Below are 23,857 nucleotides of genomic sequence, written 5' to 3'. Positions count from 1 at the left end.
CATGACCCCATTCTTTCGCAACCTCGTCCTCACCACGATTTGTCTGTCCAGCGGCTGGACACTGGCGGCCAGCCCTGACGAAGTGATCCGCCCGCTTCAGGATCAGTGGGCCAGCATCAAATACCAGAAAGACGAAAAACAACACGGCGAGCTGTACCACGTGCTGGCGCTGGAAGCGCGCAAGGTGGCGGAATCCCATCCCCAACAAGCCGAACCGCTGGTGTGGGAAGGCATTGCGTTGTCCAGCGAAGCCGGCGCCAAGGGTGGTTTGGGCGCCCTGTCACTGGCCAAGCAGGCCAAACAACGCTTTGACGAAGCCATTGCCCTCAATGACAAGGCACTGGATGGCTCCGCCTACACCAGTTTGGCCACGCTGTATGCCAAGGTGCCAGGCTGGCCACTGGGCTTTGGCAGTCAGACCAAAGCCGAAGAGCTGTTCAAAAAATCCCTGGCGATCAACCCGACCGGCATTGATGCCAATTATTTTTATGGTGAATTCCTGGCCGACCAGGGACGCGCGCCCGAAGCCATCAACCATCTGCAAACCGCACTCAAAGCCCCGGCACGCGCCGGGCGCGAGCTGGCCGACAAAGGCCGTCGTCAGGAAATCGAGGCCTTGCTCAAGAAGCTCAAACCCTGAGTGACCCGCAGCCTGGTTACCGGCTCTGCGGGGTCACCCGGAACCAGGCGGCATACATGGCCGGCAGCGCCAGCAGCGTCAATACCGTCGCCACGATCAAGCCCCCCATGATCGCCACCGCCATGGGCCCCCAGAACACCGAGCGCGACAGAGGAATCATGGCCAGCACGGCCGCTGCGGCCGTCAGCACAATCGGACGCAGACGGCGCACGGCCGACTCCACAATCGCCTCCCAGGCAGGCACACCACGGGCGCGGTCCTGCTCGATCTGATCAATCAGGATCACCGAGTTGCGCTGGATCATGCCCATCAAGGCAATCACGCCCAGCAGCGCCACAAAGCCAAACGGCCGGTTTGACAACAGCAGCGCCCCGGCCACCCCGGCCACCCCCAGTGGCCCGGTCAGGAACACCAGCATGGCGCGGCTGAAGCTGTGCAACTGCAGCATCAACAGGGTGAATGTGATGAACAACATCACTGGAATGCCCACCACAATCGATGACGAGCCCTTGGCACTCTCAGCCACGGCGCCGGCCACTTCGATGCGGTAGTCACCCTGCCCGGCCTGCGCCCATTTGGCTTCCAGCGACTTGAGCTGAGGCAACAGTTGCTGGGTCACCGTGGCGCCCTGCAGTCCATCGGCAATGTCGCTTTGTACCGTGATGGCATAGTCCCGGCTTTCACGCCACATCACACCCGGCTCCCAGGTGAACACCGGCTTGGCAATCTGCAACAACGGTACGGATTTGCCAGAGGCCGTCGGCACATAGGCATTGGCAATATCGCTGATGGCATGGCGCTCCTCCAGCGGCTGACGCAACACAATGTCAATGAGCTTGTCCCCGTCACGGAACTGCCCGACCGTGGTGCCACTCAGAACGGTTCTGGTGGTCTGGGCGATCGACTGGCTGGTGACACCCAACGCCCGCGCCTTGGTCTGGTCCACCTCCAGTCGCATGACCTTGATCGATTCATTCCAGTTGTCGTTCACACCCCGGGTATTCGGGTTCTGGCGCATCAGCGCGGTCACTTCGTCAGCACGGGCACGCAGCACCTGCGGGTCCAGCCCGATCACCCGAAACTGCACCGGGTAAGGCACCGGTGGGCCATTGGCCAACAGCTTGACCCGCCCACGCACCTCGGGAAATTCCTGCGCCAGCAAGGTCGGCAGTTTCAGGCGCAAAGCCTCCCGGGTGGGGATGTCCTTGGGCAACACAATCAATTGCGACACATTGGGCTGCTGGAAAATCTGCTCCAGCGGCAGGTAAAACCGCGGCACACCGGAGCCCACCCATTGGGTCACCGAGGTCACACCAGGTTCTGTCAGCAAACGTGCTTCCACCCGTTTGGCAATTTCTTCGGTATGGGTAAATGACGTGCCCTCAGGTGACCACAAGTCCACCGTGATTTCGGGCCGCGCCGAGTCCGGGAAAAACTGCTGCTGCACCTTTCCCATGCCAACGATGCCCAGGCCAAACAGTGCCAGTGTGGCCCCGATGGTGATCCAGCGGTGGCGCACGCAGGCATGGACCGTACGGCGAAACCAGGCATAAAACGGCGTGTCATACAACTCGTGCGCAACCTCACCCGGCGTCAGCCCCTGATCAGCCGCCGGCTGGGCAGCATGGGCAGGCGTCCTGAGCAGACGTACTCCCAAGTACGGCACAAAATACACGGACACGATCCAGCTCAGCACCAGGGCAATCACGGTCACCGCAAAAATGGCAAAGGTGTATTCGCCGGTGGCGGATCTGGCAATGCCAATGGGCAAAAAGCCCGTCGCAGTGATCAGGGTGCCGGTCAGCATCGGCATGGCGGTGATCTCATAGGCAAAGGTGGCGGCCCGCACCTTGTCGTAACCCTCCTCCATCTTGCGCACCATCATCTCCACGGCGATGATGGCATCGTCCACCAACAGTCCCAGCGCAATGATGAGTGAGCCCAGTGAAATCTTGTGCAGACCGATGCCCCAGTAATTCATGGCCAGAAAGGTCATGGCCAGCACCAGTGGAATGGTGATGCCCACCACCAGCCCGGGACGCATGTCCAGCGTCCAGCGCCGAAACCACGGCTGCACGCCGGGACGCTTGTGCAGGCCCAGGCTGAGAAAGCTTACCCCCAGCACAATCCCGACCGCTTCAATCAGCACCCGGATGAACTCGTTGACCGATGTCGACACCGATTTGGGCTGATCCTGGATTTGCGCCAGCGTCACACCAGCAGGCAAGGTCCGTTCAATGTGCTGCACGGTCTCTGACAACGCCTTGCCCAACCGGATGATGTCACCACCCTTGGTCATGGACACGCCCAGCGCAATCACCTCATGGCCCTGGAACCTGACCTTCACCGACGGTGGGTCGATGTAGCCACGCTGGACCTCGGCAATGTCTCCCAGACGCAGCTGGTGACCGCTGCTGCCACGGATCGGCATGGCACGCAAATCTTCCACCGCCTTGAACTGCCCGGCCACCCGTACCTGGACCACATCCAGCGGGGTTTGCACCGCGCCAGCAGACTCCACGGCATTTTGTTGACCCAGCTGGGCCAAGACCGCATTCAGATCCAGACCCAGCTGGGCCAGGCGTTTTTGCGAGATTTCAACAAACAGCTTTTCATCCTGCACGCCAAACAGTTCCACCTTGGCCACATCCGGGACACGCAACAATTGCTGGCGCACCTCATCGGCAAAAGTCTTGACTTCGGCATAACCGAATCCCGGTGCCTCCAGCGCATAAATCACGCCATAGACATCCCCAAAGTCGTCATTGAAAAAAGGGCCGAGCACACCTTGCGGCAAGGTGGCACGCATATCACCCACTTTTTTGCGCACCTGGTACCAGACGTTGGCCACCTCGTTGCCGCGGGCGTTCTCCTTGATGTAAAAAATGATTTGCGACTCACCTGGCTTGGAGTAGCTGCGTATCTTGTCGGCGTAAGGCACTTCCTGCAACGTGCGCTCCAGCTTGTCCGTCACCTGCTCGGCCATCTGCTGCGCACTGGCGCCCGGCCAATACGCCCGCACCACCATGGCCCGAAACGTGAACGGCGGGTCTTCATCCTGGCCCAGCTGGAAATAACTGGTGGCGCCCAGCACCATCAACACCACCATCAAAAACCGCGTCAGTGGCGCATGATCCAGCGCCCAGCGCGACAGGTTAAAGCCCTTTTCCGGGTGCAAGTGTTTGTCTTTCATGCGCATCTCACTGGCCAGCAGCCGACACGGCAACAGCAGACCGGCTCGCCGAGGAAGCATCATTTGCTACATTATTTATAGCTATATGCGCTTGTTTCTCCTGGGCTGGAGCCTTGTTTTGCTTATAAAGTACGACTTTTTGTCCGGGTGCCAGGACATGCACTCCGGCCACCACCACCTGCATGCCGGGCGTCAGCCCGGCCGTCACCACCACCTCGTTGCCATCAGCCGCCACCACCTGGATGGCCTGCAGGCGCACCGTCATGCTGGCCGGCTCCAATACCCAGACCGCCGTGGCCTGCCCGTCCTGGCGCAGGGCGCTGGTGGGCAGCTTGATGACCTGGGTGCCACTGGGCTGCAGGCCGGCCGGCAACACCGACACCGTGCGGCCCAAAGCCAGATCACTGTTCGCCGGCAAAGCCACCTTGACGGTGAAGGTGCGGGTCACCGGGTCCGCACTGGCCGCCACCTCCCTCACGGTGGCCATCAGCGACCCGGCACCCGCCCAAGCCCGCACCTGCACGGCGGAGCCAACCCGGATGCCCGCCACCTTGTCTTCCGGCACGGCAAACACCACATCACGTGCGCCATCCTGCGCCACCTGTACCACCGGTGTGCCTGCGGCCACCACCTGTCCCGGCTCAGCCAGCACGGCGGTCACCACCCCTGAAACATCGGACGCCAAGGTGGCGTAGCCAGTCTGGTTCGCCTGTACCGCCAGTTGAGCCTGCACCTGATCCAGCTGCGCCTGGGCGGCCTGCAGTGTGGCTTCACGCCGCTCCAGCTCGGCGCCACTGATGAAGTTCTGTTCTTTCAAGGCCTGGTAACGCTTGAAATCCGCGGCAGCCAGATCCCGATTGGTTCGCACCGCAGCCACTTGGGCCCGTGCCGCATCGGCCGCCAGTTTCAGGTCTTGCGGGTCCAGCTGCGCCAGTAGCTGCCCCACGCGCACACGTTGCCCCACCTCCGCCGGCCGCGCCAGCACCTTGCCGCCCACCCGGAAACCCAGCCGCGATTCGACCCGGGCACGCACCTCGGCCGCATATTCCAGCGTGGCCACCTGCGGCCCGGTGCCGACAGTCATGACCTTGACCGAGCGGATCGGCTCCTGCGGTGGCGCCGGTCGGGAACAGGCCACCAACCCGACCGCTGTCGTTATAGTCAAGCCCATCCCCAGTGAACGAATGACAGAAGACCGCAGATTCATAACAGGACTTTCAAGAACACAAATTAATGACCAATCGGTTATTAATTCTAGGTATTTTCCAACGGCTGTCAAACACGCTCTTTCTTGCCCTTTTTTGCCCAGTGCCTTCAGCCATGTCGCCAGCCTCGCCCCCGATCAGCCATTACGAAAATTTCCCGGTGGCCTCGCTCCTGTGCCCACCCCATCTGCGCCCGGCCATCGCGGCCATTTACCACTTTGCCCGCACCGCTGATGATCTGGCCGACGAAGGCACGGCCAACAGCGCCACCCGCCTGGCCGATTTGCGCAGCTACCGCGCCGACCTGCTGGCCGCGGCCAACGGTCAGACGGTCAGCGCACGCTGGTCCCAGGTGTTGACCCCCTTGCGCCACGTCCTGCAGACACACCGGTTGCCGGTGCCGCTGTTGACCGACCTGTTGGACGCGTTTGAGCAGGATGTTGCCTACACCGCCGCCCGGCGCCGCTACACCCGAGATGCGGAATTGCTGGACTACTGCACCCGCTCGGCCAACCCGGTCGGGCGCCTGTTGCTGCACCTGTACGGCATCAACGATCCGGCCGCCCTGGCCCAAAGTGACCAGATCTGCACCGCACTGCAACTCATCAACTTCTGGCAGGACATCCATGTGGACGTGGCGCGTGGCCGCTGGTACCCCAGCATGGAGACCATGGCCCGCTTCCAGGTCAGCGAGGCCGATCTGCAGCCGACCAGTCACACCGAAAATGCTTCAAAATTGGTAGCATACTATGCAAACCATGCGCGGGCTATGATGCTGAAAGGTGCTGATCTTGCACACAAGATACCGGGCCGTGCGGGCTGGGAGCTGCGCCTGGTGGTCCAGGGTGGACTGCGCATTCTGGACAAGATCGAGGCCCTGGGTTTCGCCACCTGGCGGACCCGGCCCAAGCTGACCCTGCTGGACCTGCCCGTCCTGCTGTGGCGGGCCTTGTGGATGCGGTCAAGCTGACCTGTTTAAACTCAGGCGCAACCAAGCTGCCCCCATGACCCCCCAAGACTACGTCCAGCAAAAAGCCGCCGCCTCCGGCAGCAGTTTTTATTACGCCTTTTTGTTCCTGCCAGCCCCCAAACGGGCGGCCATCACCGCGTTTTATGCGTTCTGCCGTGAGGTGGATGACGTGGTGGACGACACCAGCGACGCCGGAGTGGCTGCCACCAAACTGGCCTGGTGGCAGGCCGAAGTCGCCAAATCGTTTGCCGGCCAACCCAGCCACCCGGTCATGCAGGCCCTGATGCCGCTGGCGCCGGTTTATGGCATCGAGCAGCGCCAGTTGCAAGCGGTGATCGAAGGCTGCCAGATGGACCTGAACCAGACCCGTTACCTGGATTACCCTGGCCTGCAGCGCTACTGCCACCTGGTGGCCGGCGTGGTTGGTGAAGTCGCAGCGCAGATTTTTGGCCAGACCCACACCCAGACCACCGCCTACGCCCACACCCTGGGCCAGGCGCTGCAACTCACCAACATCCTGCGTGACGTTGGTGAAGACGCCATGCGTGGGCGCATTTACCTGCCGGTCAGCGAGCTGCAACGTTTTGGTGTGACCGCGCAAGAGATTCTGAACCGCAGTTACTCCGAGCGCTTTGAAGCGCTGATGACATTTCAGGCGCAGCGCGCCCACGCTCTGTATGACCAGGCGCTGGCCTTGTTGCCCGCAGCCGACCGGCGCGCCCAGAAACCCGGGCTGATGATGGCCAGCATTTACCGGGCCCTGCTGCGTGAGATGGAACAGGAGCAGTTCAAGGTGCTGCACCAGCGCATCAGCCTGACCCCCTTGCGCAAACTCTGGCTGGCCTGGAAGGTGCAGGCGCTGGGGCAGCTCTAGTCGCCATGACCAGGCGACCTTTGGACATCGCCATCGTGGGTGCCGGCTGGGCCGGGTTGGCGGCAGCGGTTCATGCCTGCCAGGATGGTCATCATGTCACGCTTTTTGAAGCCGCCAGAACCCTCGGCGGGCGGGCACGCTCCTTGCCAGCCACGCTGCCAGACGGCCGCCCGGTCATGCTGGACAACGGCCAACACATCCTGATTGGCGCTTACACCGAAACGCTGCGCCTGATGCGCCTGGTGGGCCTGGCACCACGCGATGTGCTGCTGGATCTGCCCCTGACGCTGCAGTTTCCTGACGGCACAGGCCTTCACCTGCCCAACTGGCCGACACCGCTGGATGCATTGGGCGGCATCCTGGGCGCGCGCGGCTGGACCTGGGCCGACAAATGGTCGCTGATATGCGCCGCCACACGCTGGCAACGGCAAGGGTTTACCTGTGAAGCCGGGCTCAGTGTGGCCGAGTTGTGCCAAACCGTGAGCACCCGTGTGACGGCTGATGTGATCGAGCCCCTGTGTGTCTCGGCCTTGAACACCCCCGTCGCCCAAGCCGATGCCCAGGTTTTCTTGCGGGTGCTGCGTGACGCGCTGTTTGGCGTGGCCGGCGGCTCACACTTGTTGTTGCCCCGCACCGACCTCGGCACCCTGTTTCCAGCCGCTGCGGCCGACTGGGTGCAACAGCGCGGCGCTCAACTGCACCTGGGCACGCGGGTGGCGCAACTTGCGCCCAGTGGCGGCAACACCTGGCAGGTCAACGGCCAGTCTTTTGACGCCGTGATTCTGGCAAATTCTGCAGAAAATGCAGCGCTAGCCCTTACCAAATCGTTCTCATCAACTATAAAATATATAGCAAATGAGATGCAGGCGTGGGTGTCCACTGTCAGTGCCCTGCGCTTCGAGGCGATTGCCACGGTCTATGCCTGGGCTCCGACCGCCAGGCTGCCGCAACCCATGCTGGCCCTGCGCAGCAACGCCGCCCATCCTGCGCAGTTTGTCTTTGACCGGGGGCAGCTGGGCGGCCCCCAAGGTTTGCTGGCGTTTGTAGTGAGCGCCAGCCAGAGTGACCGCGCCACACTGCAGGCCCAGGTGCTGCAGCAGGCTGAAGACCAGTTGCAGCTGGACCTGCAGACCGTGCAAACCATCGTGGAAAAGCGGGCCACGTTTGCCTGCGTACCTCATCTGCTGCGCCCCGGCAGCCGGATTGCGCCCGGTCTGCTGGCCTGTGGTGACTACGTGGCCGGTCCCTACCCCGCCACGCTGGAAGGCGCGGTGCGCAGCGGTGTGGCCGCCGCGGTGCTGGCCAACACCGATATGATGACTGACCACGCCTGACTTGCCCCCTCCCCGACTTCGCCATGAAACTTGCCCTGAAAATCGTCTTTGGCTTGCTGCTCACCTTGCTGTTGGCGGCTGGCGGTGGCGCCTTCTGGTACGTCAACACCAAGCTGCCCCAGCGCTCCGGCGAACTGGCGCTGTCCCGGCTCAAGGCGCCGGTCAGCGTGCGTTATGACGAACGTGGTGTGCCCCACATCAAGGCCAGCCATGAAGGTGACCTGTACCGTGCCCTGGGTTATGTCCATGCCCAGGACCGCCTGTTTCAGATGGAAATGGTGCGCCGTCTGGCACAAGGTGAACTGTCCGAAATCCTGGGTCCGAAGCTGGTCAAGACCGACCGGCTGTTTCGCACCCTGCGGCTGCGCGAGCACGCGGCCAAGGTAGCCGCCACACTGGACCCGCAGAGTCCATCGGTCCAGGCGCTGAGCGCCTATCTGGACGGGATCAACCAGTTTCAGGCCAGCCACCCAGCCCCCATGGAATTTGACCTGATGGGCATTCCCAAACGACCCTTTACGCTGCAAGACACCGTGGCGGTATCCGGTTATCTGGCTTACAGCTTTGCCGCTGCCTTCAAGACCGAACCGGTGCTGACTTTTGTGCGTGATGAACTGGGCCCGGACTACCTGCGCATTTTTGACGTGGAGTGGAACCCGCTGGGCGTTCTCAGCCCGGCGCCCACCGCAGCAGCCAAGCCCGACTGGCAGGCCCTGAGCCAGTTGGCCCAGGCCAGCCGTGAGGCACAGGAATTGGCCGGTGTACCGCTGTTTGAAGGCAGCAACGCCTGGGCCGTGTCCGGCCAGCGCAGCTCCAGCGGCAAGCCACTGCTGGCGGGTGATCCCCACATCGGTTTTGCCGTGCCAGCGGTCTGGTACGAAGCACATCTGAGCATGCCCGGCTTTGAACTTTATGGCCATTTCCAGGCCCTCAACGCCTCCGCCCTGCTGGGCCATAACCTGCAATTTGGCTGGACCTTGACCATGTTCCAGAACGACGACATCGATCTGGTGGCAGAACGCGTCAACCCCGGGAACCCCAACCAGGTCTGGTTTCAAGGCCAGTGGGTCGACCTGACCAGCACCCAGGAGATCATCAAGGTCAAGGGCGCTGCGCCGGTGACGCTGACACTGCAACGCTCACCCCACGGCCCCATCATCACCAGTGCCTTTCGCGACACCCTGGGCGACGCTCCGGTGGCCATGTGGTGGACGTTTCTGGAATCTGACAACCCGGTGCTGGAGGCCTTTTACGAACTCAATCGCGCCGATACGCTGGCCAAGGCGCGTCAGGCCGCCAGCAAAATCCACGCCCCCGGGCTCAACGTGGTGTGGGCTAGCGCGGGTGGTGACATCGGCTGGTGGGCGGCGGCCCGGTTGCCGATACGCCCGCCGGGGGTCAACCCAGTCTTTATTCTGGACGGCGCAGAACCCGAAGCGGACAAACTGGGGTTTTACCGTTTCACCGACAACCCGCAGGAAGAAAACCCGCCGCGTGGTTACATCGTCTCGGCCAACCATCAGCCCAAGCCAGCCAGCGGCCTGCCCATCCCCGGGTATTACAACTTGTATGACCGCGCCCAGGCGCTGGAAGACCGCTTGGGCAACGATGCCATCCAGTGGAACCCACTCAACAGCCAATCCTTGCAACTCAGCACCCAGACGGCCTATTTCTGGCGGGTGCTGGAGCCACTGCTGCCAGATCTCAGCGAGGTGGTGCGCGACCCGCTGGAGCGTTCGGTCTTTGACAGCCTGACCCAGTGGGACGGGCAATACACCAAGCCCAACATCCCACCCACGGTGTTTACCCAGTTTTTGTATGAACTGGCCAAAGCCACCCTGTCCGATGAACTCGGTGGCCTGCAATTCAAGAACCTGCTGGCAACACGGGCGCTGGATTTTGCCCTGCCGCGTCTGGCGGCAGACACCCACTCACCCTGGTGGGACGATGCCAGAACCCCAGCGGTGGAAACTCGCCGGGACATGGTGCGCATTGCCTGGCACGCTGCCATCGCCCACCTGAAAGCCGCGCTGGGGAAAAGCCCCAACGACTGGGGCTGGGGCCCGGCGCACCGCTTGACCCACAGCCACCCGATGGCGACACAAAAGCCGTTTGACTGGTTGTTCAACGTCGGCCCCTTTGACGCACCCGGCTCACGCGAGGTACCCAACAATCTGGCCATCTCGATTGGCCCGGCCCCCTGGTCGGTGATTTATGGCCCATCGACCCGGCGCATCATCGACTTTGCCGATGCCAGCCAGGCGCGGGGCATCAACCCCGTGGGCCAAAGTGGTGTGCCGTTTGATCGCCACTACAGCGACCAGGCCGCGGCCTATGTGGTTGGTGGGTACATGCAGCAGTACCTGAAGGAGTCTGATGTGGTCGCCAACACGCGTGACACACTCACCCTCAAGCCCGGGGCACCCTGACGACGCCAGTCGGCGAAAATAAACCATGCCTTTAGTCACCTCTGCTTTCGCCAAAGAACCCCCGTTTAGCCATGGCCAGCCAGCACGTACCGCGGTGCTGTACTGCAATCTGGGCACCCCGGACAGCGCCAGTACGACGGACGTTCGGCACTTTCTGGCTGAATTCCTGGGCGACCCACGGGTCGTGGAAATCCCACGACTGCTGTGGCTGCTGATCCTGCACGGCATCATCCTGCGTCTGCGACCCGCCAAATCCGCAGCCAAATACGCCAGCATCTGGACCCAGGACGGGTCGCCCCTGAAGGTCTGGACTGACAAGCAGGCCAAGCTGCTGCAAGGCTGGCTGGCACAACGCGGCCATGATGTGCAGGTGCGCTACGCCATGCGTTATGGCAGCACCTCGATCGCATCACAACTGGACGCGCTCAAGGCCGCTGGCACCACCCGGGTGCTGATCGTGCCGGCCTACCCGCAATATTCAGCCACCACCACCGCCAGCCTGTGGGACGCGGTTTACCAGTGGGCCGGCAGGGTACGTGCCATCCCGGAGCTGCGTTTTGTCAACCATTACCACGATGATGCAGGTTACATTGCCGCGCTGGCGGGCCGGGTGCATCAGGCCTGGCGGCACAATGGACGTCCCGACATGCTGGTGATGAGTTTTCACGGGGTTCCGCAACGCACCCTGCAGTTGGGCGATCCCTACCACTGTGAATGTTTCAAGACTGCCCGCCTGCTGGCCGAGCGCCTGGGACTGACCAGGGAGCAATACCAGGTCACCTTCCAGTCCCGGCTGGGACGAGCCAAGTGGCTGGAGCCCTACACCGAGCCAACCCTGATTGCCATGGCCAAAGCCGGTGTCAAACGGGTGGATGTGGTGTGCCCGGCCTTCACCAGTGACTGCCTGGAAACACTCGAAGAAATCGACCAGGAGGGGCGTGCAGCGTTTTTGCAGGCAGGCGGCCAGGAGTTTCATTACATCCCATGCCTGAACGATGACCCGGCCTGGATCACGGCGCTGGCCGACATCACACAGCAGCATCTGCAAGGCTGGCCAACCCAAGCCGGTGACCACATGGCAGAGCTCACGGCCTGCCGTGACCGGGCACTGGCGCTGGGCGCCACAAAATAGCGTCAGGCCTGCGGCTGTAGTAGCGGCAAGGTGATGCGAAAAGTGCTGCCCTGTCCCGGCGCACTTTGCACGTCAATCGAGCCATGGTGACGCTGAATGATTTCCCAGGTGATGGACAGGCCCAAACCTGTTCCCTTGCCAACCGGTTTGGTGGTGTAAAAAGGTTCAAAAATGCGCTTCCTGACCTCCTCCGGCATGCCTGACCCGCTGTCACTCACCTCCAGCCAGACCTGTTCCCCCAACACACCGCTGCGCACCGTGATGGCGCCCTTGACCGCGATGGCCTGGGCCGCATTGACCAACAGGTTCACCAGCACCTGGGTGATTTGGGCCACGATGCACACCACGGGTGGCAAGGGCGACAATGCCTTGACAATCTCCGCCTTGTATTTGGTTTCGTTGCGAACCACATTGAGCGCACTCTCCACCGCCTGGTTGAGGTCCGCAGCCGCCCAGTGTCCCTCATCACTGTGTGAAAAATCACGCAAATCACCCACGATACGTTTGACACGCGCCAGCCCGTCCTTGGATTCATGCAGAAGGTTGGGGATGTCTTCGCGCAGGTAGTCCAGGTCAATTTTTTTCCGTGCAGCAACCACCTGCTCACGTTGCGCCTGCGGCAGCGTCGCAGCGACCTGCTCGTAGGTGTCCAACAGCTCCAGCAATTGCGTCACATAGTCGGACAAGGCACCCAGATTGGAAGTCACAAACCCCACCGGGTTGTTGATTTCATGAGCGACACCGGCAGCCAACTGCCCGACCGCAGCCATTTTTTCGGACTGCAACAACTGGTTTTGCGCGCGCTCAAGATGTGCCATCGAGGCAGCCAGTTCACTGGTGCGTTCCTGCACACGCTGCTCCAAAGACTGGTTGGCCAGCTCCAGCGCGACCTTGACACGGTGCACTTCTTCATTGGCCTGTGCGAGTTTTTGATTGCGTTCGGTCAGCAGCGTGAACATGTCCAGCAACGAGCTGTTGAACACGGCATGGGCGGCATCCTGCGGTTCACTGACATGCTCGTAAGCCTGCTGAGCAGATTGCCCGGCGTCAATTTCGGCCATCTGGTTGGCCATGCGCTGGTCCTCCACCAGGATATGAAAGCTCAGCCAACTGCCCAAAAACCGCAGCAGATCGGCACCCGGCAGGCTGCCTTCCTGCTCGTACTGACGCCGCATCTGCGTCACCTCATCCACAAACGCCTGATGTGTTTGATGGTGGTGCCGCAAGTAGTCCGGAACCAAGCCCTTTTGTACCATCATGCGCTCTTCGTCACGGAAGTGGATGGCGGCATAACGCGTCAGGTTGTCCAACAAGGGGCCAACCGCTTGTTTGGCTGCTTCATCATCGAGCGCCAGATGGGGGGCGGCGTTGTTGACCATATCCACCAGCGCGTGGTGCTGGGCGTCAACCAAGTCCAATCCCGTCTCGAAATAAGGCGTCCAAGCCATAAGTGCCATGTGATTTCCCCTTGAGTCATTGGCAAGCGTCAACTTCTTGGTGATGGCCTACACCTTGGGGTCCTGCCAGACATCAGCGGTCAGTTTCAAATCGCTGGAGCGCTGGAACTCAAGGATCTTGCGGATGACCAGATCGTCGAGCACATGGCCCGCCGTCAACATCAGCAAACCACTGGGTGTCACGAGATCACGCGACAACACCATACCCGGTTCCAGATCATACAAACTCATGGTGCGCTCCTGAGGTTGGTTCTTCTTCAGCTGCTCGCGGGATTGCACCCCATGCAGTACCACCAAAGCTTCCACCACGTCGGGGTCAAAACGGCGTCCACTGCCTTGAACAACCGCGTTCTGTGCCTGAACCACATCCAGTTTACGTTGCGCCAAAACACCAATTTGCAGGCTGTCATAGTCGCAGGCCACACTGAGAATCCTGGCCCCGATGGGGATGTTGGTTCCACTGAGCTGATTCGGATACCCGGCACCGTCAAACCGTTCCAGCTGGGCACCAATGATTTCCACGGACCCCTTGAGTTCACCCAGCGGCAGCAACAATTGCGCTGCACGCGCTGGGTGTTTGCGAAACTCCACCAGTTGCCGGGTGTTGAGCATCACGATCGGTGTCTCCAGCATCTCGTCGTCAAAACCGACCTTGCCCACCTCATGCAACAAACCCGCGACAAAGATTTCCTGCACCTGTTTGTTATCCAGTTCAAGCTGGATGGCCAGTCGCCGCGCCAGGTCAGCCACTCGACGTGAATGCCCGGCAATATGACTGTTGCGTAACTCGATCAGGCTGGTGAATACCTTGATGGAGGTGATGAAGTTGTTCTTCAGTCGTTCATTGGCACCGTGCAAGGCCGTATTGGCCCGCTTGAGCTCGGCGGTACGTTCTTCGACCTTGATTTCAAGACTGGTGTTGAGCGTCTTCAGCTCTTCATTCTGCTGCTGTACCAGCGCCTGCAGGCGTTTCTGTTCAAGCTCCAACGCATGGTGCTGCAATGCGCCGCGGACAATCAAAATGATGTCGTTGTCATCCCATGGCTTGGCGATATAGCGATAAATCTCGCCCCGGTTGATGGCCCCCATGATCGAAGTGATGTCCGCATAACCGGTCAACAGCAGCCGCATCGTATCGGGCCAACGCTGGCGTACCTGCTCCAGAAATGTCACCCCATCCATCTCCGGCATGCGCATGTCGGAAATCACCAAGTCAACCGGCTCATTCTCCAACATCTCCAGTCCCGCCTGCCCACCTTCAGCCACCTTGACCTGAAAGCCCTTGGCGCGAAACAGCCGGCGCAAGGCCGACAAAATGCTGGGTTCATCATCCACGCACAAGATGGTTCCAACTAGGCCATCCGTTGCAACCGCTGCCGGTGTCTCGGTCATATCCATATGGCTCCGTCTGGGCAAATCACGTCAGTTTTTTGCAAATAATCTGGCTTCATTCACCAACCCCGTCAGGTCTCCCAGTGAGGCCATCACGTCTGCCAGTTTACCGCCCAAACGCTGTAAAACCGTTGGTGGCAATTCCTGCACCATCAGACTGCCACCATAGTCGTACCCCAACCGCTTGCTGATCTGGTTGGCCGCAAAAACACAGGCCATCATGGCGGTATCACAAGTCTGTGGTTCATGCTGGTAATGGATGGTATCCACCAGCTCCTTGGCAAAGCGCCATTTTTCCGCCAGCATGGCACCAACCGCTGCATGGTCAACACCAATCACTTCACACAAAGCCTCATGCAGGGGGATTTCCCGCCAGAGACTCATCTCCAGCGACCGCCGAAATTCAACCGGCATGAACTGGGCCACCACCACCTTGCCAAAATCATGCAGCAGTCCGGCGATAAAAACATCATGAGGGTCCGCGTCGGGCAAACGATGCGCCAGTTGTCTGGCCACGCCAGCACAAGTCAATGAATGCATCAGGTAGCGTTGCCCGTCAAATCCGGCCAGGGGATGTCCCGGCAGCATACCAATGGCCGCGATGCTGAGCGCCAGATTCTTGATGGTGTTGAACCCCAGGAACACCACCGCCTGATCAATCGAGGTGATGCGCGTGGCCAGCCCGTAATAGACAGAGTTGACCACCCGCAGAACCTTGACGGTCACCACCGGGTCCTTGTCGATCACGGCGACAAGATCCTTGGGTGAACAAGCCATATTCCGGGTCAGTTCCAGGATTTTCTGGACACTTTTCGGAAAAGCCGGCATGCCGTCCACGGCAGCAACCAGTCGCATGTAAAGATCCGGACTCAGGACACTCATACACCTCTACATCAAGCGCCAGCCAGAACACTGGCCGGTAGGAAACAGCCCATTCACGACGCACTTTACTTCAGTTGTCCACTTTTAACCAAGCGGAAGTGGACCGGAACCCTACTGAAAACAAGTCAATCGGAGGTATATTGCCAACTGTCGGACACCAAGGAACTTTTGTGCAAAACAGCAAATACAAAATCTGGATTCAACTCCTGGCGACCATTGCTGCCGCGCTACTGGTGGTTTGGACGGGTGTCATCATCTGGCAAGGCCACGTGACAAGACAGGCAGCGCTGGAACAGGCCACCGACTTTTCCAGCAGCATGCATGACGCCACCATGGCCGGACTGACCGGCATGATGGTCACCGGAACCGTTGGTCAACGTGATGTGTTTCTGGACCAGGTCAAGCAGCTTGGTTCCATCCGCGATATGCGGGTGCTGCGCGCCGAAGCCGTGACCAAGGTGTTTGGCGCCGGTACCGAAAAAGACGACAGCAAGCCGGACGCCATCGAACAACAGGTACTTGGCAGCGGCAAACCGGTGGTCGTGGTCGAGTCTGACCAACAGGGTGAATACCTGCGGGCGGTGCGTCCAGCACTGGCGCTCAAGAATTCGCTGGGCAAGGACTGCACCACCTGCCACGTGGTTCCGGAAGGCACCGTTCTGGGCGCCGTGAGCATGAAGGTGTCATTGAACAAGGTGAACGCCAGTCTGGCCGACCAGCGGCTCAAATCCATTCTGGCCGCGCTGATCACTTGTATACCGGTATTGATGCTGATTTACCCGTTCATCCGTCGGGTGGTGACCCAACCCCTGGAATACTGTGTGACCATCGCACGCAATATTGCCCAAGGTGACCTGACGCAACGAGTACAGGTAAGTTCCCACAACGAAATGGGACACTTGCAGCAAGCCCTGCACGACATGAATACCAGCCTGGTCAAAATTGTCGAACAGGTCCGCTCTGGCACGGACACCATTTACAGCGCCTCCAGCGACATCGCCAGCGGCAATCTGGACTTGTCCAACCGCACTGAAACACAGGCCAGCTCCCTGGAAAAAACAGCGGCCTCCATGGCCGAGGTCACGGCGGCAGTCAACCAGAACGCCGATCATGCCCGCCGTGCCAATGAGCTGGCACAGTCTGCTTCTGAAGTGGCGGTACGCGGTGGCCAAGTAGTCACCGGCGTGATTGACACCATGGCCTCCATCAACGACTCGTCCAAACGGATTGTGGACATCATTGCGGTGATTGACGGTATTGCCTTCCAGACCAACATCCTGGCGCTGAACGCCGCCGTGGAAGCCGCCCGCGCCGGTGAACAGGGTCGTGGTTTTGCCGTGGTGGCGGCCGAAGTGCGCAGTCTGGCCAAACGCTCGGCTGATGCAGCCCAGGAAATCAAAGGCCTGATCAGCGACTCGGTCAGCAAGGTCGAGGCCGGCAGCAGCCTGGTGCACCAGGCTGGCAGCACCATGAACGACATTGTGGAGAGCATCCGCCATGTGACAGACATCATGGGCGAGATTGCCGAAGCCAGTGCCAATCAGTCAGGCGGTATTGAACGTGTGAGTGACGCCATTGACGAGATGAATCAGGTCACCCAGCAAAATGCCGCCCTGGTGGAGCAAGCCGCTGCCGCAGCGCAGTCACTGCAGGACCAGGCCGCGCATCTGGAACGGGTGGTTGGCACATTCAAGGTCAGCGAAGCCGGGACACAAGCCCTCATTGGCAAGTCATAAGGGCTGATTTATTCGCGCCCTGTGGTGGTCCCAACAGGGCGCGGCGCGACTTCAGCGCAAGCGCTCGCTGTGCCATTTCAACAGGCGCGGCAACAACAGGATCACCACCACCACCACCAGAATCGTCACCGACATCGGACGTTGCAAAAAGATCATGGCGCTGCCTTCGCCGATCGAAATGGCATTGCGCAACTGGGCCTCGGCCAGCGGCCCCAGAATCATGCCCACCAAGACCGGTGCGGTCGGAAAGTTGAAACGCCGCATCAGCAGACCCAGCAAACCAATGCCATAGAGCAGAAACAGGTCAAACGCACTCTGGCGCATGCCGTAGGCTCCCACCGTGGCAAAAATCAGAATGCCGGCATACAGCTGTGGCTTGGGTACCTTGAGCAACTTGACCCACAGCCCCACCAACGGCAGATTCAGCACCAGCAGCATCACATTGCCGATGTAAAGCGAGGCAATCAGCGCCCACACCAAGGCGGCCGAGCTGGAGAACAACTGGGGGCCAGGCTGGATGCCATAGTTTTGAAACGCCCCCAGCAAGATGGCCGTGGTGTTCGACGTGGGAATGCCCAGTGTCAGCAGCGGGATCATCGCCGCCGTCACCGTCGCGTTGTTGGCGGCCTCCGGACCGGCCACCCCTTCAATCGCCCCTTTGGTACCAAACTCAGCCAGGTTCTCGCCTTTGGCCAGCTTTTTTTCGGTGGCGTAGCTCAAAAAGGTGGGGATCTCGGTCCCGCCAGCCGGGATGCAGCCAAACGGCGCCCCAATCAGGGTACCGCGCAACCAGGCCGGGATTGAGCGTTTCCAGTCGCTCAAGGTCATGGTGACCCGGCTCATGCGGTTTTCGGTCTCAACCACCTTGCCCTCGAACAACACGGCATGCATGGCCTCGGCCACGGCAAACAGGCCCACCGCCACCAGCACAATCTCAACACCATCCAGCAACTCGGGCACCCCCCCGGTGTAGCGCACCTGGCCGGTGATCTGGTCCATGCCCACCAGCCCGATCGCCAGCCCGATGAACAAGGCCGTCAGGCCACGCACCGTGCTTTGCCCCAGCACAGCACTCACCGTGGTGAAAGCCAGCAACATCAGCATGAAATATTCCGGCGGCCCCAATTTGACCGCAAACTCGGCCACCACCGGCGCAAACAGCGTCACCAGCACGGTGGCAATCGTGCCAGCGACAAACGAACCAATGGCTGATGTCGCCAAGGCCGCACCGGCCCGGCCACTTTTGGCCATCTTGTTGCCTTCCATGGCCGTGACCATGGTGGCGGTTTCCCCTGGCGTATTGAGCAGGATCGAGGTGGTGGAACCGCCATACATGGCGCCGTAATAGATCCCCGCAAAAAAAATCATCGAGGCCGTGGCCTCCACCTGGGTGGTGATGGGCAGCAACATGGCCACCGCCGTGGCCGGTCCGATGCCCGGCAACACACCCACGGCCGTGCCCAGCGCACAGCCGACGAACGCCCACAACAGATTGACCGGGGTGCCTGCCGTGGCAAACCCCTGCAACAACAAATCCCATACTTCCATCACAACCACCCGCTTTGTGTCAGGCCAGGCAGATTGATGCCCAGAAATTTCGTGAATGCCCAAAACACCGGCGCCGCTATCAGCAGCCCGGTCAAGGTGTCCTGACCTACCGACGCCCAGCCCTGCCCCGGCGGCCGGCCCTCAGCCAGGCGCAAACCCCGCGCGGCCAGCACAAAACACAGGGCGCAACTGAAAATGAAACCGATGGTGGTGATCAAAGCGGCGTTCAGCAGCAGCCCGGCAGACAACCAGGCAAACCCCTGCCAATCGGGATGTTCACCGGAGTGCTCTTCCATGTTGCGAAAACCACCTCGGCGCGCCTTGCACACCAGCCGCACACCGCACGCCAGCAACGCCAGCGTGACCAACCATGGCAAAAAGTTTGGCCCCACGCCGGCATACCCCGCGTTGGAGGGGATAAGGTAGGCCCCCACCCCCAAGCCCAGGGCCAGCAACACCACCCCGACACCCACCAAAGACTGCAAAAAGGGCGAATGAGACGCCGGACCGTGTTGACGCATGGGCTTGGGCTCCTCGGGGTCAGATCATGCCGGACTTGACCATGGTCGCGCGCAGCGAGGCAAAGTCGTCGTCAACAAACTTCTCGAATGCCGGCCCCGACAACACGGCCGCAGTCCAGTCATTTTTCACCAATGCTTCAGACCAGGACTTGGTCTTCAGCGCTTTCAGCACCACCTCGGTCAATGCCTTGCGTTGCTCGGGGGTGATGCCAGGGGCACCGTAAACACCGCGCCAGTTGCCAATCTCGACATTGATGCCCTGCTCCTTGAGGGTCGGCACATCAATGCTCTTCAGGCGTGCGCCCGAGGTCACTCCCACGGCCTTCATCTTGCCGGCCTTGATGTACTCGGCAAACTCGCTGTAACCGCTGCCGCCAATCGTCACATTGCCACCCAGAATGGCTGCGGTAGCCTCACCACCTCCACGGAATGCCACGTAATTGATGCGCGCCGGGTCCACCCCCACTTCACGTGCAATCATGGCTGCGGCGATGTGTTCGGTGGAGCCACGCGAACCGCCGCCCCACTTGACGCTGCCGGGGTCCTTCTTGAGCTGTGCCACCACATCGGCCATGGTCTTGAACGGCGAATTGGCCGGCAACACAAACACGTTGTACTCGCTGGTCAGGCGGGCAATCGGGGTCGCTGCCGTGATCGACACCGGCGGCTTGCCCGTGATGATGCCACCCAGCATCACCGCGCCCATCACCATCAGGGCATTCGGGTCACCCTTGCTGGCGTTGACAAACTGCGCCAGGCCCAGGGCACCGGCAGCACCACCCTTGTTGTCAAACGTGACCGTGTCAGCCGCCTTGGCTTCCAGCAGGGCCTTGCCCAGGGCACGTCCAGTGGCGTCCCAGCCACCACCGGGGTTGGCCGGAATCATCATCTTGATATTGGTCGCCGCCCACGCTGACATGGGCAGGCTGCTGCTGGCTGCCAGAGCTGCCAGCGATTTCAAAAAGGTATCACGACGCATCACACATCTCCTGTTGGTTTGAACACCCGGCAATGGTGCGCCGCCAGCCTGTCAAACGCCTGTCCGTTCATCCTAGGGAAACTACCAAGTCCCCGGGGCTTGCCACGATCTGTTACAACCCTGTCATTCACTTCAGTACCGCTGCCATGCTCCCTCACCCTACAACCGCCACGTTGGCGCCCGCCGACATCCACTGGCTGGAATCCGAGCAGGCGCACTGCGCACGCTGGCGCAGCGAACGCGGCGCGGCGCCACCCAGCCGGGTGGTGCTGGTCGATGACCGGACCACGGCCGACCTGGCCTACCAAATGGCCTGTGAAGGCACTGCCATGCTCTGGCGCGGCGACTTTCAGAATGCCCGGCAAATGCTGCAGGCACTGGCCCGCCGGGCTGACCAGCTGCCCAGACGCAAGCGCCGTCCAACCAGCCAGCCGGTGGCCGTGGCAGAAGCGTTCAACCAGCATCGGCAAGCGCAGTCCCAACGCGCCAGACTGCTGGGCATGTTGCTGATGGAATTGAATGCCGACTACAGCATCCCGCTGCGCCGGGCACCCGATTTCAAGCTGGCCTGCACCGAAGCCTGGGGCGCCGCTGACCTTGGTGCACCAGCGGGTACCGGCACATCGGTGGCCTCCCTACGCGAGTTGCTGGGCATCAGCAGCGCCCACGAATGGCGCCGCGTTGGGGTGGAAATCCCTGCGCTCGGCGCTGCGCCGAACAACCGCATCCACCCCCATTACGGTGTGTTTTCGCCGATACGCGGCGAATACATCCAACTGGTCGCCACGGCGCACCTGCCCAAACCACCCAAGGGACAGGACAAGCTCGTGGCCTTCGACATCGGCACCGGCACCGGCGTGCTGGCTGCGACCTTGGTCCGCCGGGGTGTCGGCCACGTGGTGGGCACCGACCAGGATGCCCGTGCGCTGGCCTGTGCCCGCGCCAACATCGCGCAGCTGGGCCTGCAAGACCAGGTGGACATTGTGCAGGCTGATCTGTTTCCACCCGGTCAGGCCTCACTGATTGTGTGCAACCCGCCCTGGCTCCCGGTGCGCCCGGGCTCACCGCTGGAACACGCCGTCTATGACGAGGGCGGCCGCATGCTCAGTGGCTTTGTACAGGGTTTGCGCGCCCATCTGGCCCCCAAGGGAGAAGGCTGGCTGATTTTGTCCAACCTGGCCGAACTGCTGGGCCTGCGCCGCCGCGAAGAACTGCTGGACCTGTTCACACGCAACGGCCTGCGGGTGGTCAGCCGCATTGATGCCAAACCGCTGCACCCCAAGGCCAGCGACAAAAATGACGCCCTGCACCACGCCCGCGCCCAGGAAGTAACCTCGTTGTGGCGTCTGGCCCTGATCACGCCCCCCCAAACAACCCAAGGAGAGCCCCGGGCGTGAAGCTGCTGCTGGTTGAAGACGATGTGGCCCTGTACACCACCCTGACGCGCAGCCTCACCCGGCTGGGCTGGGAGGTTGAAGTGTGCAGTGATGGCCGCGCCGCACTGGCCCGCTGGCGCGCCCTCAAGCCCGACGTGGTGCTGCTGGACCTGACCCTGCCCGGTCGCGACGGCCTGCAGATCCTGGCGCAGGCACGCGACGATGGGCTGAGCACCCCGGTGCTGATCCTCACCGCCCGCGGCACCGTGGGTGACCGCGTTGTGGGCCTGAAGGCCGGTGCCGACGACTACCTGCCCAAACCGTTTGATCTGGACGAGCTGGAAGCCCGCCTGCACGCCCTGCACCGGCGCAAGGCAGAAAATTATGAAAAAACAGCCTCCAGCCCGCATAAACAAAGCGAACTTAGCTACGATAAAGAGAGCGGCGCTATCTACCATGCGGGTCAGGTGCTGGAACTGGCGCCACGGGAACTGGCCTTTCTCAAGGCCCTGCTGACACGCCCCGGCCAAGCGGTGGCCAAGGAGCGGCTGTTTGAACTGGTGTTTCCGGGCCAGCAGGAGGTGCAGTTCGAGGCCATTGAAGTCGTGGCCTACCGGCTGCGCAAAAAACTGCACAACACCGGCGCCACCCTGACCACACTGCGCGGCCTGGGTTATCTGCTCAAACTGCCATCATGAGCCCACTCTGGCGCCGACTGTCCCTGCGCAGCTACCTGATGCTGGGCATCCTGCTGCCGGTGGCACTGTTCATCCTGGTGGATACCGTGGTGCTGTACCGCCAGGCACTGACCGCCGTCAACACCGCTTATGACCGCACCCTGCTGGCTTCAGCCAAGGCCATTGGTGAACACATCACCGCCCAGGGTGAAGCCGATGCAGCGCAACTCAGCGCCACCGTGCCCTATGCCGCGCTGGAAGTGTTCGAGGCCGACAACCGCAGCCGCATGATCTACCGCATCTCCAGCACTTCCGGCGCGCTGATCGACGGCTTTGAAGACCTCCCGGCCTGGCGTGGCAAACTGCCCAAACTCGGTCCCTACGCCGCGCTGGTTGATTTTTATGACGACCACTACCGCGGCGACGCTGTCCGAGTGGCCGTGTTGCTGCAGCCCGTGGCGATGCAGCGGGCACGGGTTATGGCCGTGGTGCAGGTGGCCGAGACCCTGGAATTGCGGCGCACCCTGGCACGCCAGATCCTGTTTGACACCCTGTGGCGGCAATTGGCGCTGGTGACCGTCATTGCGCTGGTGGTGGTGGTGGTGGTGCAGCGGGCCACCCGGCCGGTACGCCGCCTGAGCCGTCTGCTCGGCGAGCGCCGGGTCGATGACCTGACGCCGCTGGCGGTGGCCGATGCACCGCTGGAACTGCTGCCGCTGATGGACGCCACCAACACCACCATGAGCCGGCTGCACCATTTGCTGGAAAACCAGAAACGGTTCGTGCGCGACACCGCGCACCAGTTGCGCACGCCGCTGGCTGTGCTCAAGGTGCAGGTGCAGTCGGCCCGCCGCGGTGATGTCGAGCCAGCCCAGGCGCTGGAAGAAATCAGCCACACGGTCGAGCGGGCCACCACCCTGGCCAACCAGATGTTGTCGCTGGCCAAGGTGGCCCAGCTGGCGCACGAAAGCCCGGGCGCCACCATTGACTGGGCCAGCGTGCTGCGTGATGTGGCGCTGGACTTGTCCCCACTGATTGCCGAACACGAGCTGGACTTTGACATCGAAACCACGGCCGCCCCGATCCAGACCCATGACTGGATGCTGCGCGAGTTGTCGCGCAACCTGCTGCACAACGCCATCCGCTACAGCCCTCCGCATGGCCAGCTGCACATCCGGCTGCTGTGTGACAAGCAGTCGGCAGCGCTGGTCATCAGCAACGACGGCCCGGGTATCTCCGCCGAGCTGCAAAAACGCCTGTTCCAACCCTTTTCCGCCGGGCAGGCCGGCAGCGGCTCGGGTCTGGGGCTGGCGATCTGCGCCGAGATCACCCGCACCCTGGGCGGCAGCATCGAACTGGTCAACCGCAGCCATCACGGCCAGGTGGTGGGGGTGGACGCCACCGTGCGGCTGCCGTTGGCCAGCAGATAAACTGGTGCCTGTCCTACCCTGTTGGCCCCGACACCCCATGAAGTCTTGTCCCGCTTGCCCCCGCCGCCCGGTTGTACTGCAA

The 23,857-nt window shown here is 61.6% G+C and carries 18 protein-coding genes; 10 read left to right on the top strand and 8 right to left on the bottom strand.

The annotated features are described in order from the left end of the window. Position 1: 1 nt before the first annotated feature. Complete coding sequence (locus PHW99_RS01730) at positions 2-640, top strand: tetratricopeptide repeat protein (RefSeq protein ID WP_300173177.1); 639 nt, start codon at positions 2-4, stop codon at positions 638-640. 16 nt (positions 641-656) lie between these two features. Here the strand turns inward: PHW99_RS01730 and PHW99_RS01725 are convergent, their stop codons facing one another. Beyond that, on the bottom strand, positions 657-3,833 hold the full coding sequence (locus PHW99_RS01725) for an efflux RND transporter permease subunit (protein ID WP_300173175.1): 3,177 nt from the start codon (positions 3,831-3,833) through the stop codon (positions 657-659). Positions 3,834-3,840: 7 nt separating this feature from the next. Beyond that, positions 3,841-5,040 carry an efflux RND transporter periplasmic adaptor subunit gene (locus PHW99_RS01720; protein ID WP_300173173.1) on the bottom strand — a complete coding sequence of 400 codons (1,200 nt, stop codon included), beginning with the start codon at positions 5,038-5,040 and terminating at the stop codon, positions 3,841-3,843. A gap of 113 nt (positions 5,041-5,153) precedes the next feature. Between PHW99_RS01720 and hpnC the strand changes: the two genes are divergently transcribed. The 5 genes from hpnC to hemH are packed head-to-tail and all read left to right on the top strand — an operon-like array spanning position 5,154 to position 11,777. Continuing rightward, complete coding sequence (gene hpnC, locus PHW99_RS01715) at positions 5,154-6,008, top strand: squalene synthase HpnC (protein ID WP_300173171.1); 855 nt, start codon at positions 5,154-5,156, stop codon at positions 6,006-6,008. Between the two features lie 34 nt (positions 6,009-6,042). Next, positions 6,043-6,882, top strand: a complete 840-nt coding sequence (gene hpnD / locus PHW99_RS01710) for a presqualene diphosphate synthase HpnD (protein ID WP_300173169.1) — start codon at positions 6,043-6,045, stop codon at positions 6,880-6,882. A 20-nt stretch (positions 6,883-6,902) separates the two neighbouring features. Continuing rightward, on the top strand, positions 6,903-8,216 hold the full coding sequence (gene hpnE, locus PHW99_RS01705) for a hydroxysqualene dehydroxylase HpnE (RefSeq protein WP_300173253.1): 1,314 nt from the start codon (positions 6,903-6,905) through the stop codon (positions 8,214-8,216). 23 nt (positions 8,217-8,239) lie between these two features. After that, a complete protein-coding gene (locus PHW99_RS01700; RefSeq protein ID WP_300173167.1) occupies positions 8,240-10,645 on the top strand; it encodes a penicillin acylase family protein in 2,406 nt (801 codons plus the stop codon). A 25-nt stretch (positions 10,646-10,670) separates the two neighbouring features. Then, a complete protein-coding gene (gene hemH / locus PHW99_RS01695) occupies positions 10,671-11,777 on the top strand; it encodes a ferrochelatase (RefSeq protein ID WP_300173164.1) in 1,107 nt (368 codons plus the stop codon). Positions 11,778-11,779: 2 nt separating this feature from the next. Here hemH and PHW99_RS01690 read toward each other — a convergent pair whose 3' ends face one another. The 3 genes from PHW99_RS01690 to PHW99_RS01680 form a co-directional block, all read right to left on the bottom strand. Next, positions 11,780-13,234, bottom strand: coding sequence for a bacteriohemerythrin (locus PHW99_RS01690; protein WP_300173161.1), 1,455 nt, complete (start codon positions 13,232-13,234; stop codon positions 11,780-11,782). Positions 13,235-13,282: 48 nt separating this feature from the next. Next, on the bottom strand, positions 13,283-14,569 hold the full coding sequence (locus PHW99_RS01685; RefSeq protein ID WP_300173158.1) for an HD domain-containing phosphohydrolase: 1,287 nt from the start codon (positions 14,567-14,569) through the stop codon (positions 13,283-13,285). 87 nt (positions 14,570-14,656) lie between these two features. Continuing rightward, on the bottom strand, positions 14,657-15,481 hold the full coding sequence (locus PHW99_RS01680; RefSeq protein WP_300173155.1) for an HDOD domain-containing protein: 825 nt from the start codon (positions 15,479-15,481) through the stop codon (positions 14,657-14,659). 197 nt (positions 15,482-15,678) lie between these two features. Between PHW99_RS01680 and PHW99_RS01675 the strand changes: the two genes are divergently transcribed. Beyond that, a complete protein-coding gene (locus PHW99_RS01675; protein ID WP_300173152.1) occupies positions 15,679-17,244 on the top strand; it encodes a methyl-accepting chemotaxis protein in 1,566 nt (521 codons plus the stop codon). A 51-nt stretch (positions 17,245-17,295) separates the two neighbouring features. On the opposite strand, the gene PHW99_RS01670 is transcribed toward PHW99_RS01675, so the two are convergent. From PHW99_RS01670 to PHW99_RS01660, 3 genes are read right to left on the bottom strand one after another with little or no spacing between them, the layout of a single operon-like run. Further along, positions 17,296-18,792 carry a tripartite tricarboxylate transporter permease gene (locus PHW99_RS01670; RefSeq protein WP_300173149.1) on the bottom strand — a complete coding sequence of 499 codons (1,497 nt, stop codon included), beginning with the start codon at positions 18,790-18,792 and terminating at the stop codon, positions 17,296-17,298. Continuing rightward, a complete protein-coding gene (locus tag PHW99_RS01665; protein ID WP_300173147.1) occupies positions 18,792-19,313 on the bottom strand; it encodes a tripartite tricarboxylate transporter TctB family protein in 522 nt (173 codons plus the stop codon). The genes PHW99_RS01670 and PHW99_RS01665 overlap by 1 nt, the downstream gene beginning before the upstream one ends. A gap of 19 nt (positions 19,314-19,332) precedes the next feature. Beyond that, complete coding sequence (locus PHW99_RS01660) at positions 19,333-20,292, bottom strand: tripartite tricarboxylate transporter substrate-binding protein (RefSeq protein WP_300173144.1); 960 nt, start codon at positions 20,290-20,292, stop codon at positions 19,333-19,335. Between the two features lie 146 nt (positions 20,293-20,438). Between PHW99_RS01660 and PHW99_RS01655 the strand changes: the two genes are divergently transcribed. Genes PHW99_RS01655 through PHW99_RS01645 form a run of 3 tightly spaced genes read left to right on the top strand, consistent with a single transcriptional unit; the run spans position 20,439 to position 23,775 of the window. Continuing rightward, positions 20,439-21,689, top strand: coding sequence for a class I SAM-dependent methyltransferase (locus tag PHW99_RS01655; protein ID WP_300173141.1), 1,251 nt, complete (start codon positions 20,439-20,441; stop codon positions 21,687-21,689). Further along, complete coding sequence (locus PHW99_RS01650) at positions 21,686-22,366, top strand: response regulator transcription factor (protein WP_300173138.1); 681 nt, start codon at positions 21,686-21,688, stop codon at positions 22,364-22,366. The genes PHW99_RS01655 and PHW99_RS01650 overlap by 4 nt, the downstream gene beginning before the upstream one ends. Then, on the top strand, positions 22,363-23,775 hold the full coding sequence (locus PHW99_RS01645) for a sensor histidine kinase N-terminal domain-containing protein (protein ID WP_300173135.1): 1,413 nt from the start codon (positions 22,363-22,365) through the stop codon (positions 23,773-23,775). Before PHW99_RS01650 ends, PHW99_RS01645 begins: the two co-directional genes overlap by 4 nt. The last annotated feature ends 82 nt before the right edge of the window (positions 23,776-23,857 follow it).

Origin of the sequence: Rhodoferax sp., from assembly GCF_028689305.1 — a bacterium.
GTDB lineage: Bacteria > Pseudomonadota > Gammaproteobacteria > Burkholderiales > Burkholderiaceae_C > Rhodoferax.
The sequence above is the reverse complement of the archived record's forward strand: the minus strand, read 5'-3'. Positions and strand labels throughout refer to the sequence as shown.